This is a genomic window from Chryseobacterium lathyri, assembly GCF_003290185.1.
Lineage (GTDB): Bacteria > Bacteroidota > Bacteroidia > Flavobacteriales > Weeksellaceae > Chryseobacterium > Chryseobacterium lathyri.
In genome coordinates, this window is the sequence record NZ_QNFY01000013.1 from 99,676 (window position 1) to 116,630 (window position 16,955).

General features: G+C 37.0%; 17 protein-coding genes. 10 read left to right on the forward strand and 7 right to left on the reverse strand.

The annotated features are described in order from the left end of the window. Positions 1-10: 10 nt before the first annotated feature. From DRF61_RS17800 to DRF61_RS17835, 8 genes are read left to right on the forward strand one after another with little or no spacing between them, the layout of a single operon-like run. Positions 11-841: a hypothetical protein gene (locus tag DRF61_RS17800; protein ID WP_111959510.1), complete on the forward strand. Its 831-nt coding sequence runs from the start codon at positions 11-13 to the stop codon at positions 839-841. Further along, the gene (locus DRF61_RS17805; protein WP_123902648.1) at positions 834-2,240 is read left to right on the forward strand and encodes a hypothetical protein; all 1,407 of its coding nucleotides are present in this window, start codon (positions 834-836) and stop codon (positions 2,238-2,240) included. Before DRF61_RS17800 ends, DRF61_RS17805 begins: the two co-directional genes overlap by 8 nt. 3 nt (positions 2,241-2,243) lie before the next feature. Next, the gene (locus DRF61_RS17810; protein WP_111959514.1) at positions 2,244-3,155 is read left to right on the forward strand and encodes a hypothetical protein; all 912 of its coding nucleotides are present in this window, start codon (positions 2,244-2,246) and stop codon (positions 3,153-3,155) included. 13 nt (positions 3,156-3,168) lie between these two features. Next, on the forward strand, positions 3,169-4,071 hold the full coding sequence (locus tag DRF61_RS17815; RefSeq protein WP_146896962.1) for a hypothetical protein: 903 nt from the start codon (positions 3,169-3,171) through the stop codon (positions 4,069-4,071). A 20-nt stretch (positions 4,072-4,091) separates the two neighbouring features. Then, positions 4,092-4,997 (forward strand): hypothetical protein, encoded by a 906-nt coding sequence (locus DRF61_RS17820; protein WP_111959518.1) that lies wholly within the window; start codon positions 4,092-4,094, stop codon positions 4,995-4,997. Between the two features lie 50 nt (positions 4,998-5,047). Further along, a complete protein-coding gene (locus DRF61_RS17825; RefSeq protein WP_111959520.1) occupies positions 5,048-5,737 on the forward strand; it encodes a HEAT repeat domain-containing protein in 690 nt (229 codons plus the stop codon). Then, positions 5,734-6,060 (forward strand): hypothetical protein, encoded by a 327-nt coding sequence (locus tag DRF61_RS17830; protein WP_111959522.1) that lies wholly within the window; start codon positions 5,734-5,736, stop codon positions 6,058-6,060. The genes DRF61_RS17825 and DRF61_RS17830 overlap by 4 nt, the downstream gene beginning before the upstream one ends. 49 nt (positions 6,061-6,109) lie before the next feature. Then, complete coding sequence (locus tag DRF61_RS17835) at positions 6,110-6,418, forward strand: hypothetical protein (protein WP_111959524.1); 309 nt, start codon at positions 6,110-6,112, stop codon at positions 6,416-6,418. A gap of 196 nt (positions 6,419-6,614) precedes the next feature. Here DRF61_RS17835 and DRF61_RS17840 read toward each other — a convergent pair whose 3' ends face one another. From DRF61_RS17840 to dinB, 4 genes are all read right to left on the reverse strand, one after another. Continuing rightward, positions 6,615-7,097, reverse strand: a complete 483-nt coding sequence (locus DRF61_RS17840; protein WP_111959526.1) for a hypothetical protein — start codon at positions 7,095-7,097, stop codon at positions 6,615-6,617. Positions 7,098-7,117: 20 nt separating this feature from the next. Then, entirely contained in the window at positions 7,118-8,263 is a 1,146-nt protein-coding gene (locus DRF61_RS17845; protein ID WP_167409443.1) for a C10 family peptidase, read from the reverse strand. A 274-nt stretch (positions 8,264-8,537) separates the two neighbouring features. Then, positions 8,538-11,582, reverse strand: a complete 3,045-nt coding sequence (locus tag DRF61_RS17850) for a DNA polymerase III subunit alpha (protein WP_111959530.1) — start codon at positions 11,580-11,582, stop codon at positions 8,538-8,540. An 11-nt stretch (positions 11,583-11,593) separates the two neighbouring features. Then, positions 11,594-12,742, reverse strand: a complete 1,149-nt coding sequence (gene dinB / locus DRF61_RS17855; protein ID WP_111959532.1) for a DNA polymerase IV — start codon at positions 12,740-12,742, stop codon at positions 11,594-11,596. A gap of 75 nt (positions 12,743-12,817) precedes the next feature. On the opposite strand from dinB, the gene DRF61_RS17860 reads away from it, so the two are divergent. Together DRF61_RS17860 and DRF61_RS17865 are read left to right on the forward strand one after the other, a co-directional pair. Further along, entirely contained in the window at positions 12,818-13,579 is a 762-nt protein-coding gene (locus tag DRF61_RS17860) for an XRE family transcriptional regulator (protein WP_111959534.1), read from the forward strand. A gap of 58 nt (positions 13,580-13,637) precedes the next feature. Continuing rightward, positions 13,638-14,021 (forward strand): hypothetical protein, encoded by a 384-nt coding sequence (locus DRF61_RS17865; protein WP_146896965.1) that lies wholly within the window; start codon positions 13,638-13,640, stop codon positions 14,019-14,021. 199 nt (positions 14,022-14,220) lie between these two features. Here the strand turns inward: DRF61_RS17865 and DRF61_RS17870 are convergent, their stop codons facing one another. The 3 genes from DRF61_RS17870 to DRF61_RS17880 are packed head-to-tail and all read right to left on the reverse strand — an operon-like array spanning position 14,221 to position 16,938. Then, positions 14,221-15,030, reverse strand: coding sequence for a PRTRC system ThiF family protein (locus DRF61_RS17870; RefSeq protein WP_111959538.1), 810 nt, complete (start codon positions 15,028-15,030; stop codon positions 14,221-14,223). After that, positions 15,027-15,758 (reverse strand): PRTRC system protein B, encoded by a 732-nt coding sequence (locus tag DRF61_RS17875; RefSeq protein ID WP_111959540.1) that lies wholly within the window; start codon positions 15,756-15,758, stop codon positions 15,027-15,029. Before DRF61_RS17875 ends, DRF61_RS17870 begins: the two co-directional genes overlap by 4 nt. Further along, the gene (locus DRF61_RS17880; RefSeq protein WP_111959542.1) at positions 15,745-16,938 is read right to left on the reverse strand and encodes a hypothetical protein; all 1,194 of its coding nucleotides are present in this window, start codon (positions 16,936-16,938) and stop codon (positions 15,745-15,747) included. Before DRF61_RS17880 ends, DRF61_RS17875 begins: the two co-directional genes overlap by 14 nt. Positions 16,939-16,955: the final 17 nt, after the last annotated feature.

The window sequence follows — 16,955 nt, forward strand, 5'->3', positions numbered from 1 at the left end:
GGTTATCTGAATGGAATATATAAATTTTAAGACCTTAAGTAATAAGAAATATCTCGTCAACATAATTAGCAATATGCTTCTAAATGGGATGGTGAGTGAAACAGAAGTGGAATTAAGGTGGATGCTTACACTTAAAGAAATAGGCTCCCACGATTATACTTTTGAACTTATTACGCTTGATCACCGTATGGTCAAAGCGGACAACATGGGATACATAGAAATTCATAAAGTTGTCAGCCAATTACAAAAGGCTCTCAATGAAATCACTTTTACCGTAGATAAGCAAGGTACTCTTCTGCAGGTTAAAAATTTGGAACAGATAAAGGAACGATGGGAAGATGTAAAGGCTGAGACAATTGAATACAATAAGGCAAATACCTCATTGGTTGAGTTGTTTAAAATCCAAGATGAAGCTTTTGAAAAAGTTGGCGGTGTCGATGCAATGGTAAAGGCTATGGAATTTTTTGACATATATTTAAATAATATTTATGGCAGGGATTTTTTTGGAAGGATAAAAAAAAATATTCCTAATTTATTTAGGTCAGGTTTAATTCCTTTTGCCTTGGGGTACGACGGGAACAAAAGTCCGGATAAGGATAATATCTATAATATCAAGGTTGATGGATATCCGAATATAGTGGCAGAGAATCATCTGAAAGATTTATATGGCGGATTTCCTATTTCGGATTTTGACGCTTTAAAACCTATTTCTCTGTATAACGCACAATATAATATAGACCTATTGAGTGGCTTTATTGTTGATGGGGAAGTGAATTTTTCTGAGGCGATCAATGATAAATTTGGAGGTGAAGTTCATTATAAAATTAAACAGTATGAGTGAATCAGGACAAACCGGCTACGTCGCATTAACCAGTGATATGTATTTTACCTGTTCTTCTGGTCTTGCTCCGGCAAAGATGTACCCGACACAAACAAACCACGGGACAAAAGATAAATTCTATTATTTAGTAAAAGATGATACTGCAACACAACAGATGGGAGATTTCTGTTGTCGTTGGACAGTGGTCATAGCTGCGGCAATAGCGGCAGCTGGCATTGTTACGGGAGGTGCAGCATTGGTTGTATTAGCTGCCGTCGCTGTGGCAGCGAGTGCTGCACTTTGTGGAGGTTTGGCTGCTCCTTTCAGGAAGTGGGTAGGTTACTCCACGTTAAATGCATATGGTCGTAGAGATGCCTATTCTTTAACTTCAAAATGCCAAATGACTTGCATTATAGGTGGCACGATTACTTATGCAGAAGGAATTACAAGTACCTGGCAGGCTATGATCTACACCGCAAGAAACACAGGCTGGGCAGTTTTAGAAGGTGCTATGCTGGGTAAACTTGGATCGGCAGGGTTTGGCGCTTTCGCAGGAACAGCGACACCAACGATGTCTACAGCCTTGCTCAATTTTGCTTTTTTGAATGTTTCCGCAAGGGGAATTGCTGTTGTAGATCAAGTAGGCTTCGAGGGGATATTAAGAAATGGTAAAAATCTAAGCGAAACAGGTGACGAAGTTATTTCAGGTTTAACTATGTTTGAGCAACCTTTCATTCAGATATACCAAAAAGCAACTGGCGCAAATCCACAACCGTTGAATTGGCAGGATTTTTATTATGCAGGACTATCACTTGTTGGGCAAAGAGCGATGGTTGAAAGTGCGAAGACAAATCCAAATATGGCGGTTGGAATTTACAAACAGGGAGCGCAGACAGTTAATGCATTGAAAAATGGTAAGCTTTTTGAGCGTGTTACTTTAGAGGCCAGATTTGGATTGCAATCACTGTATGATAATCCTGTTTGGCGTGCTTTATGGGAACAAGCAAAGGAAAATTTACGAAACTCGGACACTAGAGCAGGTGAACATTTGAGAAATTATGAAAATGGACGCCGAGGGAAAATTGACCCAAATGATAACAAAAGCCCATCTTATGAACGAAAAGCTTTTGATGCTGTTAGAGATGAGTTTAAAAAAATAGCTAGGCGAGATAATGTGGAATTTCCTGAAGGTCCTATTCATCATAATAACTGGCCTATTGAAAAATATTCCGATCATGCAACAGATCCAAAGAATTTATATCCTACTGAACCGAAAACGGCGACAACAGATCAACATAGAGATATTCACAGGACTACAAGTACAGGGCCACATCCGTACAATACACCTGTAAGCCCAAAACATGAGAAACCACTATATGAATATAAACCACGTCCAATTGACGACAACGATAATGATTAAAAAATGAAAGAGCTACTTGATTTATTGGGAATTGATGACAGGGTACAGAAACTGTGTCTTGGTAATATTAGTGTTTTCAGGGAGTATAGTGGTTGGGAGTATTACGGCTTGAATGAAGTTAATTTAAAGAAAAACCATGCTTATCCACCGCTTTTTCTTCCGATAATTATTAATTATGACGCTACACCAATTTCTTATGGAATTACTAAACAATGGTTTACAGGAAGAGAATACTCATTTACCTACATGGAGTTCTCTGAACAATTTTTGAATGCAGAAATTGCTAGAACGGCAGATCAATTTATTGATAATCTAGTTTTTGAATATTTCATAGATTCAATTGAAGATAATGATATTAGCGATAGTAAAAAGTATACTGTGTTGAATCAACTAAGAACTAATTATAGTTTTGAAGAGATAAAAAGAATTTCAAGATTAAATTCGACACAGCGGGCTCAGTTGCTCAATTCTTATAAAGAACATAAACCATTATGGATGTTTGTCAATAATGTCAGTGAATATAAAGGAGCGTTTCCAACAGCAGAGAGTATATTAAATCAAAAGGCCCTTTTTGAGGCCACATTCTTTGAAATATCGCATAAAGAGTGGATTGGCTATAATGCAGAGAAAAGTATATTTTCATTTCTTAAGAAAGAATCAAAGTACAAAGCGTTAGATAATATTCCGGAATGGTTAAAGCCAGAAACTGACAAAAAAGAATCGTTTGAGAAATATATCAGTTCAGGTGAATTTAATAAAGCTTGGCTTATCATAAATGGTCCCGGTTTTAATCCAATTGAAGTTGGAGAAAGACTTCAACGCTTAAAGGAATTTTCAGATGAGAAGGCTTACCATTTATGGGCTGACTTCTGGTGTGATAGATATGGAGATATGGATAGTTTTATTTTTGTTTAAGTGTTGTTATTCTATGTTGGAAAATATATTAAATGAATTAAATTTAGGAAAGGAACTTAAATCATTGTATAAAGGTGAAATTCCGATTATTGATGAGTATAGCATGTTTAAGTTTTATATTGAAGAAACAAATACAGGCTCATTTGCTCATCCACCGTTTCTCATACCTTTTATGTATAGTTATGACGCAGACCATTATCATGTGGGAATTGTTAAACACTGGTTTTCAGACAGAAAAATTAGTTTTGGAGACATGACAGATGGATATGGGTTTCAAACAAGTGAAATTGCCAGAAACGAGAAACAACTGTTTTCGCGATTGTTGTTTAACGAATTCGTAAACAGCGAGGATTGTATTGTTACCGAAAGACTAGAAAAATGTGCGGCACTCATGGGGTTGAGTAATCAGGATTTTTTAGAATTTCAACAAGCAAATCAGAGCCATCAAGAAAATCCAGAATGTAGTATATCGGTAATCAATGCAAATAGACCACTTTCATGTCTAAAAGAAAATGAAATTTATGATGGTGAATTTCCCTCTAACGATAATCGGATAATTTTAAGCAATGTTCCAAAGTCTTGTTATTTTGAAATCTTTCACAAAGAATGGATCGGGTATAATAAGGATAAGTCAGGTTTTTCCTTTTTTAAAAAAGATCCAAAATATAAATCAATCGACGATATTCCCGAATGGCTTTTAGTCAATACAAATAAAAAAGAGCTATTTGAAAAGTATATTGTTACCGGAGAGTACGACAAAGCCTGGTTCACAATTAATGGTATTGGCTTTACTCCCAAAGAAGTTGGCGAAAGACTATACCGCCTGAAAGAATTCACCAATGAGAAAGCCTATCATTTATGGACGGACTTTTGGTGTGAAAAGTATGGAGATATGGATAGTTTTATATTCATATAAGTGTAAGGCGAAATTAAAGAATGAAAGAAATTTTAAATGAAATTTGTTCAGATCCCAGAATAACTGAGATTTCTATGGGAACAATAAGACCCTTTAGTGAATATAGCGGTCGGGAGTATTATGGAACTACATCTAAAAATGATAAAGCAGACTTTCCCTTTCCTCCTTTATTTATTCCGATCATAATTGATTATAATTCCACTCCAGTAGCAGAGGGAATTATTAAGCATTGGTTTTGTGAGCGAGAATATACATTTGGATATATAGATTTTGGAAGCGGTTTTCTAATAGGTGAGTCTGCCAGAAGCTCTGAACAGTTTATTGAAGGAATGTTATTTGAACAATTTATTGATCAATTCAATTATGTGATGACTGATGAATTTCTAAGTCTTGCTAAAAAATTGCAGATTTCAGAGGAAGCTTTATCTAAATTTTATGAAGTTAGTGAAAGGGAAACTAATAACACTGATTGTTATCTTCCAATTTTCATTGAGAATCAGCCATTAAACTGCATCTACAATAAAAATAACTATAACGGTAGTCATCCTAGCAATGAAGTAGTCATTATTGAAAGAAATATATTACAAGCTTCTTTCTTTGAAATCTTTCAAAAAGAATGGATTGGATACAATATCAAAAATAGAGGATTTTCATTTTTTAATAGGAAACCTAAATATCAGCCCCTAGATAATATTCCTGATTGGCTTAAACCGGATATTGAAAAGAAAGAATTATTTGAATATTACATGGTAAAAAAAGAATATGACAAAGCTTGGCTTACAATAAATGGACCTGGCTTTAATCCTAACGAGGTTGGAGAAAGATTACAGCGGCTAAAACAAGTCTCTACTGAGAAAGCATTTCATTTATGGGCTGACTTCTGGTGTAGTAAATACGGTCACATGGATAGTTTTATTTTTGTTTAAGTGTGAGGCGAAATTAAAGATTGAATTTCACATTTCATAAACATAGCAAAATGAATGATAATATAGATTTGAACTATCAAAAGGCTAATGAAACCGATAGTTTCAAAGTACATAATGACTTTCTAAACCAACTATTGTTAGATACCTCCCATGAAGGGATGGAAAAACATTATCAGTTATTCCAAGACAGTCAAAATAAAGATCTAAAAGGAATTCTAGGAAAAGGTTTTTTAAAAAGAGGCGAAGCTGGTTTGAATTTTTTAAGAGAAAAACTTAAAAATGAAAACGATACAACAAAAAAATCAAATGTAATTCATCTATTAGGATTATCCGGCGTTAAGAAATATCTCAGCGATATAACTCCATATTTGGACAGCAATAGTTATGATCTAAGGTATAAGGCTATTATCGCAATTGGATGGTTAGGAGATACAGACATGATAAGTATTTTACAAAATCATTTTTTAACGGAAAAAGAACTGGATCTTAAATGTTTTCTGATCACTGCAATGCGTCAGATATATTTTAGGATTCCAGCTGCTAAAGACATGATACTACCTTTCCTTTATGAAAAGTTAAAGTCAGAATCAAATGAACAGCTGATTGCTATAATCGTTGTTGTACTTCAGGATCTGACAAAGATAAAATATGGTCTAAAAGAAGACCCAATTTCAGGAGAGATTTCAGGAAACATAATTGGTTCGAAAGATAAAATTATTAAAAAATTAAATTTATTATGATTAGGACATTCTATTATGATTCATCCTCAGACGAAGGAATTGAATCTAGTGAAGCCCGTGAAATGACTTTAGAAAATGCATTAGAAACTTTCTATAATCTATCGGAAGAAAAAGGAAGCTTTATTGGCTTTAAGACCAATGATAAAATAATTCAATTTGATTGGAACGATGATAATCTATGGATGGCGGATATTCCCGATCCGCAGAAACGGGGCTCCTTTCAGAAAGAATGCGATTATGACCAGTGTGTAGAAATAATTAAATCTGCTTTTGATAAACCAAATTGGCAAATACCAAATGACTTTGGTTTTATGAGTTGGTAGTAAACAAATCCCGTCTTTTCGTATGTTACTCTTTAGATAAAAGAAACTTATGGTATCTATAGATTTATATAAGCAGGAGGTCAAAGAACTAACTGAATTACTAAGAAACGAATGGGACGATGTTCGTTCTGTTGCTGAACAGAATGATCTTTCGCCTACGAATACTTTTCTTTTGAGCTTTATAGAGGATGAGGATGAAAATGAAACCTGCTTATTCTTTAACACAGAAAAGGGTCTTTATCTATACGAAAAAAATGAAGATAAAATTTCCTTCAAAAAGGTTGAGAGTAGTGATGTTGAAAAGGACTTTCCACAGGTTAAGGTCGTTGAGGATCTTGAAAATTTTGATTCGTGGTAAAGTTCTAATATGCCATTTTTCGTATTAAAAAATAGTTCATAGTACTTGGTTATCTTAAAGGATCATTTTACAAAAAGTAAGATGACCTTTTCATAAGGTGATAAGGTAGGCCGAGAGAAAAAAGCTGTCTTAAAAGAGACAGCTTTTTTTATTGTATACAACCATTTTCAGTGATTTATAAGCAGTTCTTACGAACTTATTCTCGTACGATTACGATACCTTCTTTTTCTTCTAGTCCGCCTTCAACACCATTGAATTTGAATTTGGTAAGTATGCGGTTATTTGCGTCATTAAAAAAAGTTCCAACGACTGTATCTTCCCGGCCATCTTCCCAAGCTAAATAGGTGGTAGAAGTAACACCTTCACCAATAGTTCCAATGTTATTTAGCACCAGTTGTAATTGGTATGGTTTTGCTTGGTCATTCGGAACAATCAATTTTATTCCATATGGATCACTTAACTTTGGATCGTGGTACAAATTTTTTTTACCATTAATAAGATAATACAGCCTCATTTTGGAGATAGATGCATCGCCAAGTGCTTTTAGAATGTCTTTCTTGTCCTTGTTGACAAAAGAAACCTTTAAAGACTGCTCGACAACTACCGATCCTCCGTTTCCTTCTGTTTTCTTACATGAAGCGAATGTTAAGAAAACAGCTACCAAACATATTAATTTCATATCTTCTAATTTAAGTAAAATTATGGACGAATATCGTATACCATTCCTTGTTTATAGTTAAAAGAACCATTTGAGTTGGTTAGATAATTTGTCTGATAATAACCATTATCAATACCGTTCCAGCCCCAGTTCATATAACCATATATGTAGCCATAAGCGGCTATTATCTGTCCGGTTTCCCAATCCCAATTACAAGACCAGTTCAATTGTGCACCCTCAACGACCCAGGCATGACCATTTGTATAGGTTCCATTTACATTCTCCCCACCTCTCATAATTACAACTCTGCCTGCCTGTAATTCCGTCAACATTTTATCTGCATTAAAATCCATATATTTTGCCGAACTGTAACCAAAATTATTTTTAAATGCTTTAGCAACGTCATCTTGAGTATTCGCACCTGATCCGTTACAAGTCCAATCCATGTCGACTGCATCGCCAATGTTCTTCATTAATTTTGCAGTTTCACTTGAGGCTGAGGTAAGCGGCATAGCGTTCCAGTTATACTGTGATGGATAATTGTGGTACTTCATAACTTGTCCCATTGCTGTCGCAACGCAACCTACCGGTGGCTTTCCGTTGCTATAGTTTATGCAGGACATGTTAGCTAATTGATCATTATAACCTACACCTTGTCCCCAGGTTGAATTTATTTTGGGTGCAATAACAATATTCTGATAATTACAAGGCTCAACCTCACAAACGGTATTTATCCCAAACTCCGGATCGATCCCCCTAAATACGGCATCAGGGCATGGTCCGTCCCATAGCGGATTCATATTCGAAGTATTGGTGGCCCTATTTGTTTTATCATTTTCAATATTTTGAATGTAAACCACTGTAAGATCTACCCAATTTTTCAGCTCTGGACTTGACCTATCGTTTAAGATAAAATTACCTCGGGCAGATGATGCAAGAACAGGTACTGATCTTTTATCTGCTGCCAAAAGAATAAACCCGTTATTGTCCACATAATTGATTATATAAAATGCGGGTGTATTCGCATTGGGATAAGCAAGAACTTCCTTGATTTGTCGTTCTTTTAATTCTCTGTTATTTCCGCTCGCCTGTTTCGATCCAGATATGGATATCTGGGATGCGAGATCTGCCAGTTTTCTGGCATCATTTACAGTAACGCCGTATTTATCATTTTTGTTAATCGACATGTCCTCCTGTTGACATGAAAGAATGCCCAAAGAGGCAACAAAAAGTAAAAGGTATTTAAATACTTTCATAGTGATTATTAGTTTAGATTAATATTGTCTACAATTCACTTCTAAGTTAATTAAAATATCAATCTAACCAATAATCACTTCTAAAAACTACACTTTTGGGTAATTTCAAAGAATATTTTTCCGATAAGTTTTAATTTAGATAATATCACTTAAATTTTAATGCTTAATGAATTTAATTATAATGGGAGATATAGATAATGGGTAGCTAAGCTTTTTTTCTCGGAAGCCCAATCTCATGCTCCTGAGGATAAGGTGCTCGAAAAGTCATACTGACATCTTCTTTAATTCGCTCCTGTGTCTCAAACCGTTTCTCTTCATCGTGAGCATATCTTAGATCAGCCATAAATGGCATCTTTGCCATTTTGGTGATGGTAATCGTAGGGAAATGGAAATCAACCTCCACTATCCCCAAAAGTAGATAACAGCCTCCTCCTTGAAAAGGAAACTTTTCAAGGCAATCAGGAAAATGGGCGGTGTCAAAGTAATTCCCCTCAACATCTATCCAGGTTCCAAAATACATAGTTCCCCTTTTTGTGGGTACATGTTTTCTTGAAATCAGATACGCAAGCATCTTCACTTCTTTCTTGTGGTAGGTAGTCAAATCTTTTGCCATTACTGTTCCTCTGTACTTTGTTTGTAGCAAATCAAAAGGCGTGCACGATACCGGAAAGCTCAAAATCTCGATTTCGTCAAACGCATCCTCAAATACATTTCGTTTTAATTCTGGAAATTTAAACTCCTTTACTGGCTCTTCAAACAAAGCTTCAAATCTACGCTCAGGCTTAAAGTATCCAAGTAGAACTCTTGCCTTCAATAGAAGTTCATTTTTCGGAACACAACTAAATCGAAAAGCTCCAATAAAGATTAATGTCTGTAAAGTTTCAATGCCAATCGGAATTCGTTTTATAAAATCTTCCATCGACCTATACTCTCCATTCGCGCGTCGTTCCTGCGGGATTAATTGGGCAAGTTTTGACTCGACTTTTTCTAGGAGCATCAGTCCGAGATAGATTTCATCACCATAGATGGTAGTTTCATATTCACTTTTATTCACGCAGGGATTAAGGATTTTCCCTCCGGACATCTTCGCTTCGTGGATGTACACCTCGGTTCTATAAAATCCACCCATGTTATTGATAGCGGATACCATGAACTCCAATGGATAATAAACCTTTAGGTATAAGCTCTGGTAACTTTCCACAGCGTAAGACGCCGAATGCGCCTTACAGAATGAATATCCTGCAAAAGATTCGATCTGCCGGTAGATCTCTGCACTCAGTGCTTCTGGGTGTCCTTGTTGCTTGCAAGATATAAAAAAATCGTCCTTAACCTTTTGCAAGGCCGAAAGTGATCTCCCTTTTCCGCTCATTGCACGTCTCAGTATATCCCCATCAGCAGCGGAAACCCCACCATAATGAAGCGCAATCTTGATGACATCTTCTTGGTATACCATGATGCCATAGGTCTCTCCGAGTTGCTCTTCAAAAACTTTATGGAAATATTCGAACTTGTCTGGATTGTTGTGTCTAAAAATATATTCCCGCATCATACCCGATTGTGCAACTCCGGGCCTAATGATTGATGATGCTGCAACCAATACTTTGTAATTATCACATTTCAGTCGTCTGAGAAGACCACGCATAGCGGGGGATTCGATATAAAAGCAGCCTATTGTTCTACCTTGGCTTAAATATTCATTGCATTTTGCCTCATCTTTTGAAATGGTAGTGTCTTTGATATTAACGGTGATCCCCCTTTTTTCTTCCAGAAGCCGGACAGTATCATTAATCGCACCCAGCCCGCGTTGTGATAGAATATCAAACTTTTCAAAACCTATCTCTTCTGCGACATGCATGTCCCACTGCACGATCGGAAAGCCTTTAGGTGGCATTTCTAGTGCTGTAAAATTCGTCAGGGGTTCCTCAGAAATAATGATACCACAAGAGTGCATGGAGCGTTGGTTTGGAAATTTCTCTAATAATTTTCCATACTTCTGCACCTGTTTTACGATAGCATCGCGAAATACTCTTTCGGGATATTTGCTTAATTCGTCCAGCTCCTCTTTGGGTAAACCAAAGGCCTTTCCAACTTCACGGATGATCGAACGGTACTTAAATTCTACATTTGTCCCACAAAACGCTACATACTCTTTTCCGTAACGATTAAATATATAGTCAAGAATGATGTCTCGTTCTTGCCATGACCAATCTATATCAAAATCCGGAGGACTTTTTCTGTTCAGATTTAGAAAACGTTCAAAGTAAAGATCAAGCTCAATCGGACAAATATCTGTTATACCAAGACAATATGCAACAATGGAATTAGCACCGCTTCCACGACCGACGTGCATAAATCCCATACTGTTGCTGTATCGTACAATATCCCAGGTAATTAGAAAATAACCGCTAAAGTTCAGTTCATCGATAACTTTCAATTCTTTTTCAACTCGTTTTGTTGCAGCTTCATGGTTTCTTCCATATCGCCTTTCTAACCCTGCGAAAGCCAACCTTGTTAAAAGCTGCAAATCATCCTTCTTTGAGCCTGTGTAAAATTTTCTGTTCCGTGGAGTTTCAAAAGCAAAGTCAAAACTACACTGCGAAAGTAATGAATTGGTATTGTGGATGATTTGTGGGTAATTCCTGTAGGCATCCAAAATTTCTTGCGGCGGCCGAAAATATTCTTTCTTGGAACACACTTCACTTTCCGGTACTTTAGAAAGCAATTCATTGTTATCAATTGCTCTGAGAATCCGATGGAGATTATACTCTTTTTTAGTACTGAAGGTGATCGGGTGGAGTATAACCATTTTGATAATAAGTTTTTTATACTGTGGCCGGATCAAGAGATTTAGTTCCTCTTCACGAATGCCTATAAATTCATTTTCATTCAGGATTTCTGGGATATTGGTTAAAGGATAAATGATGAAATTATCCTGTAATTGCGGCTGCAACGGTAATTCGAGACCATCACAATTAGCCGATGTCAACATTCTGTTCACTTCTTCTAATCCGATAAATTCCTTGGCGATGGATATGTAGAGTAGGGTGTTGTTTTTTCGTACCTCTACTCCTACCATTGGTTTAATTCCCTGTTGTTCGCATTTTTTCTTGAATTCATAAATTCCGGTAACCGTATTTATATCCGTCAAAACAAGCTCTTTTACTCCCAATGAGGAAGCTTGGGAAATAAGGTCATCTATTGATAATGTCCCATATCGAAGGCTATGGTATGAATGGCAGTTTAAAAACATAGTTTCGCGCTCTAACGTAAAAAGTCAAATCCTACAGCTCGGCCAACGGCAGAGCTTCCAAACCGGTTCTTGATATTATCCATCGCTTGGTAGAGACTGATAAGCTCTGCATTATCTTCAAATAAATTCATTTGATAACTGCCATGAACGAGATCGGTAAAACGTAATCCTACCAGACGAAGACGCATACGTCTTGTGTAGATTTTATCGAAAAGTTCCAGTGCAACCCTTGCTAGCGTATGATCAGAAGATGTATATGAAACCCTACATTGTTTAGACTCCGTATCGAAGTTGGAATATCTAATTTTAATCACAACAGTTGCCGTCAACCATTTCTCGTGACGAAGCTGATGGGCAAGTTGCTCCGCCATTCCAGATATCAGACCTTTAACCTCAGCGATGTCCATTGTGTCGCTGCTAAAAGTCCTTTCCTTGGAGATCGATTTTCTCTCTGAATACGGTATCACAGGTGTCTCATCAATACCATTAGCTTTCTTCCAGAGATCAGCACCATTTTTACCGATCATCTGCTGCAAGACCTCTACAGGCATTTCAGCTAAAGTACCAATGGTTCTGATTCCTACTCTTGAAAAGAGCTGAAATGTTGCATTCCCTACCATTGGCATCTTTTTTATCGACAATGGGTTCAAGAAGGAATGAACACCAACTGGTGGTATTTCCCGATGACCGTGAGGCTTTGATTCGCCCGTACCAATTTTGCTAACTGTTTTATTGACTGACAATGCATAGCTGATCGGAAGGCCAGTCTCTTTTTCAATCTTTGCCCCAAGTTCATTTGTCCATTTGTACGCGCCGAAAAATTTATCCATACCCGTCAAATCAAGATAAAATTCATCTATTGATGCTTTCTCCATCAGCGGTGCGCTTTCCTCGATCACCTCGGTAACTGTGTGAGACATCTTAGAATAAAGCTCCATATCCCCTTTTACCACTTTAGCTTGTGGACAAAGACGCAATGCCATTTTCATAGGCATTGCCGACCTTACACCAAATTTCCTTGCTTCATAGGAACAGGACGAAACGACCCCTCTATCTCCACCTCCAATAATGAGAGGAACACCGTTCAACTCTGAGTTGACCAGTCTCTCACAGGATACGAAAAATGTATCCAAATCCATATGTACGATAGCACGCTCCATAAAATTAAAATTCTTTTACAAAATTGCTATGATTTTTAGCAAAACACACTAAATTTGTTGCTATAAATTATAGCAATGTTATTACTCGCTGAAAATCTGCGTTTTCTGAGGAACGAACTCAATGCATCCCAGCAATCTGTTGCGGACGCGCTCCTTATTACCAGGGGGAGGTATAGCAAATATGAAGATGGCGCCAGTGATCCCCCGATAGACATTCTGCTTAAAATATCTCGTTATTATAAGGTAAGTGTGGATTTGTTGATTTCAATAGATCTACGGAAATATAAATTGGAAGAGCTTTTAAAACTATCTGATAATAGGATTTTATTACCAATCAAAACGGATAGCAAAGGCGAAAATAAAATTGAAGTCGTTCCTTTCAAAGCTTCAATGGGTTATTTAGTAGGCTATTCCGATCCGGACTATATTGAGAACCTGCAGACGATGTCCCTTCCATTTCTCAATCATGGAAAATATAGAGCATTTCCGGTAGAAGGCGATTCTATGCCACCGTACAAAGATGGAAATTTTATTATTGGCCAATATATTGAATCTCTTAGTGATCTTAAAGTAGGGAAAACCTATATTTTTATAACGCGTGAAGGAATCACCTACAAAAGACTTGAAGATCAGTCATCATCCAAAATAAAAGTTTCAGCAGATAATAAATTCTATCAATCATATGAAATCGCAAAAGAGAATCTGCTAGAAATATGGGAATTCAGATGCAGTATAGCAACTGAAGAATTTGATAGGAACAGTAGTGAGCTGGATAATGAAACTATTATCAGGATGTTCAATGAAATCAAATCAGATCTTTCCAAGCTAACATCATAATTCAAAAGAAATATTAAATTGCAGTGTTTTAATTATAGAATTGCCAGAAATGATTAATATGGAAAGTTTTGAAATCGACCAACCTGAATTTCTATTGTGTGAGAAGCCTTTAAAGGATTATGATAGCACTGGAAGTTTCCTGACGGAAGATGAACGTTCGTTTGCTTTAACTGTACCGGATGAACGTACATGGGTTTATCATTTATTAAGTGAATCATTAATCGAATTTGTTTTAATGAACAACCGTGAACCCTATAATTTTATAAATAAGCACAAAGATTTCATGTATAATGAGTTTCGATATACGGGTGTTTTCGTAAAAAATAATTGCGAAAGACTTGAATTTGATGAAAATTCTGTGCTTGATAAAGCTTGGGAATACTTGAGAAGTATTTTGAAATGGGAGGATGAGTATTACAATGGAAATGAAAACGAAAACTAAAATTTAGAAATATTAAAACTCATTTTTTAATAATACGACCTTCTTTTGCTTCTTTTCTTTGGTCGTCTATCCAAAAAGAAAAGAAGTCATGCTACATATTGCCCAGCAAGGTGCATATGCGGTGGGCATTCAAAGCGGACATCTCGCTTTACGCAAAAAGACGTTTCCAGCTATGGAAATGTCTTTTTGCCCGATTGGATCAATCGATCAATATCGGGCTTGTTCTGAAATCTTCAAGATTGTGAAAACATCCTCTGTATTTGGTCATTCCGTAACGGAACATGCTCCACAATAATTTACATCCCATTTGCGCCAGTGAAGCATTGATAAATAAATCCTGCTGTTCCAATGCTTCGGCAAGTGAACAACTTGGCGTATTATCGTCCTTTTCAGACTGTAAAAGAAGGTCACCATATTCTTCGGTAACAAACGGCATATTGGCTACAGGATTGTATTTTTCGGATTCCGGCTGAGTGATATTGCCCACCGTGGAAAGAATTACCTGTCCAGTCTGTTTACTATTTCCATAGTCCATCCAATATTTCGGAGAATCCCGAACACGGTTTCGCTGTCCATTAATTTCTGTAAGTATATCGGCAACTCCAAATCTCGCCTGTACTGTATCAACACAGGTAATCGTAATTGTTGCGACTGACTGTTTTGGGATATTTCCAAACTTGTCCTTTTCAAATTTAAGGTTTTCCGCTTTCCAATTCGCACCTGTACAGCGGTTGATACGGTTAATTAGCGCAACGGACTTTGGCAATCCGACTTCACATTCAAAAAAACGCTGTCTGCCCAAATTTGCGGAGGTAACAATATCGTCATCCCATAACCTGACCTGCAGTCCTGTATGTCCGAGTGCCAATAAACTTTCATTTATTTCCATCAGTCCAGTAAGCACTTTTGAACCTGTCCCCCCTGCTCCTATGAGGTTCACGCTGATCGGATTAGTTGGGGCTAACAGGTAATTGTCTGTATAATGTACATTTGTTTTTTTGGCATTCATAACAATATATTTTTGAGGGTTAATTTATGGGGTAGTAGTACCTCCGTAGGAAAAACAGTTTCCTGTTCTATCAATCTTTTCCAGAGTGTCACGAGATTTTCCCCGCTCTGTCCACCTGTAACAAGCGCATGGCTAAAATAACTGTGGAAAAAATAGTGTTCCCATGCTTTTATAAATTCCTCTACCGAAGTAGAATTTTTAATATCGATTTTTATTGTCCCTAAGCAAACTTTCCCATCTGCGTAGATATTGAAATAAGGACAATGGAAAAGCTGTGTTTTTAGTGTTGGCCTTCTGTTGCTTTTAAGTGCAAATACCGTAAGACTGGATTTACTAGCCTTCCACAGCATAGGTGGCACATGTGCTTTACCGTTTGGAATGCCCAGACTTTCGACAAAAAACAGTTCTTTTTGCGTAGCTTTTGTGTGCCATATTACTGTTCCTTTTTCCGTATTCGGATCAAGACTTAAAACATTGCCTGGCAGGACAGTTTTTGGTTTTAAAAATGCACTTTCTTTTTCATGTTCAACCATTAGGGCTTTAGCCAAATGATCGGCTTCCATCACCGTTAGCGGATGGGCGTTTATTGGGTTTCCGTCAACGTCCATATCAAAATGTTCAACATAAACGTCAGGGTCAAGCCCCTGTGACTGGTAAAGCACCAATGCACATTTCGGATAATAGAGTTTATCAAAATCGGGTGTAATATCTATGTTATTGTTGTTCATTGCTCAATTGTCTATAGTCATAAATTAAATCAGTAATGTCATGCAATAGGTCAAAAAGCCTTTTCTCAAATGAAAGGTCTTTGCTTTCAATTTCCTGTCCGTCAAAACATTTGATTAGGGCAGGTTCCTGCGTTTCGCTATACTCCTGAAACTGGTTATTGACGGATTCAAATATGGTTCCTGCGAGCCAACCTTTATTGTCCGCGTAAAATGAAATATATTTTTCCATCGGAATGATCTGATCTTCCAAATATTCTTCATCCTCATCGAACATACTGCTGGCATTGCGAAAAATACTGGCATCGGGATATTCCCGATAAATTGCCAGTGTTTTGCGGGCCAACATCAAACAGCCCGTATCAAAATCATCTTTTGGTTTAAACCGAACAATTCGCTGATCGAAAAAAACGAGGTTTTCACGGTTGTAAATTTTCTGTTCAATTTTATCCCCGACCCATTCCGCATAATCGATTTCACTTAATCGGTGGTCTTCATCCTCTTCATCTTCTTCGTAGGGATCATCCAGTATCCAGTCTTTCAGCATCTCGTACTCATAATATAAATAGCTACCTTCCTGTCTGTAATAAGGTATATCAGCAATGTGGTAGAGATAGGAAAACACAGACAACAAAAGGTGGGCTGCCTTTTTTCTCTTTTTGTCACCGAGCATTCTGAAAAGTGGAATAACAGGAATATAAAAGAGCGTAGCACCTGTATCATAGCGTTCTTCGGAAACCAGATAAAACTTGTCATTTTCTTTATTGAATCTAACACTATCCCAGTTCAGCACATTCTTTTTTAATTTCCCCTTTATGTCAGAAAGGGCAAGATTGATATTGTAGGGAAATCTGAATTGTTCGGACTGTACAAATGGTTCAATTTTGTAGTGTTCTGCCAGTCTTGAAAGTGACTGAAAAAAGTCACTTTCAAGTTTAACAGATGTTTCATTTACCTGATTCATTTCTGTCTGCCTGAATTTTGGCAGAAATGTGCAGTTTAGTAAACCATTGGCAACATGGCTATTGGAACGCATTTCCTTTTGTCTTTGAAAATTTCCTGCGCATCCTTCGGTTTTTGCATCCAACTGGCGAACTCCGCAATCCTGCGGTGCATTTTGGTTTCTCTTTCTTTTTCGGGTATTTGTATTGTTCCCGATATGATCTGTTTTCGCATTGTTCATTGTTTTAAAATTTTCGG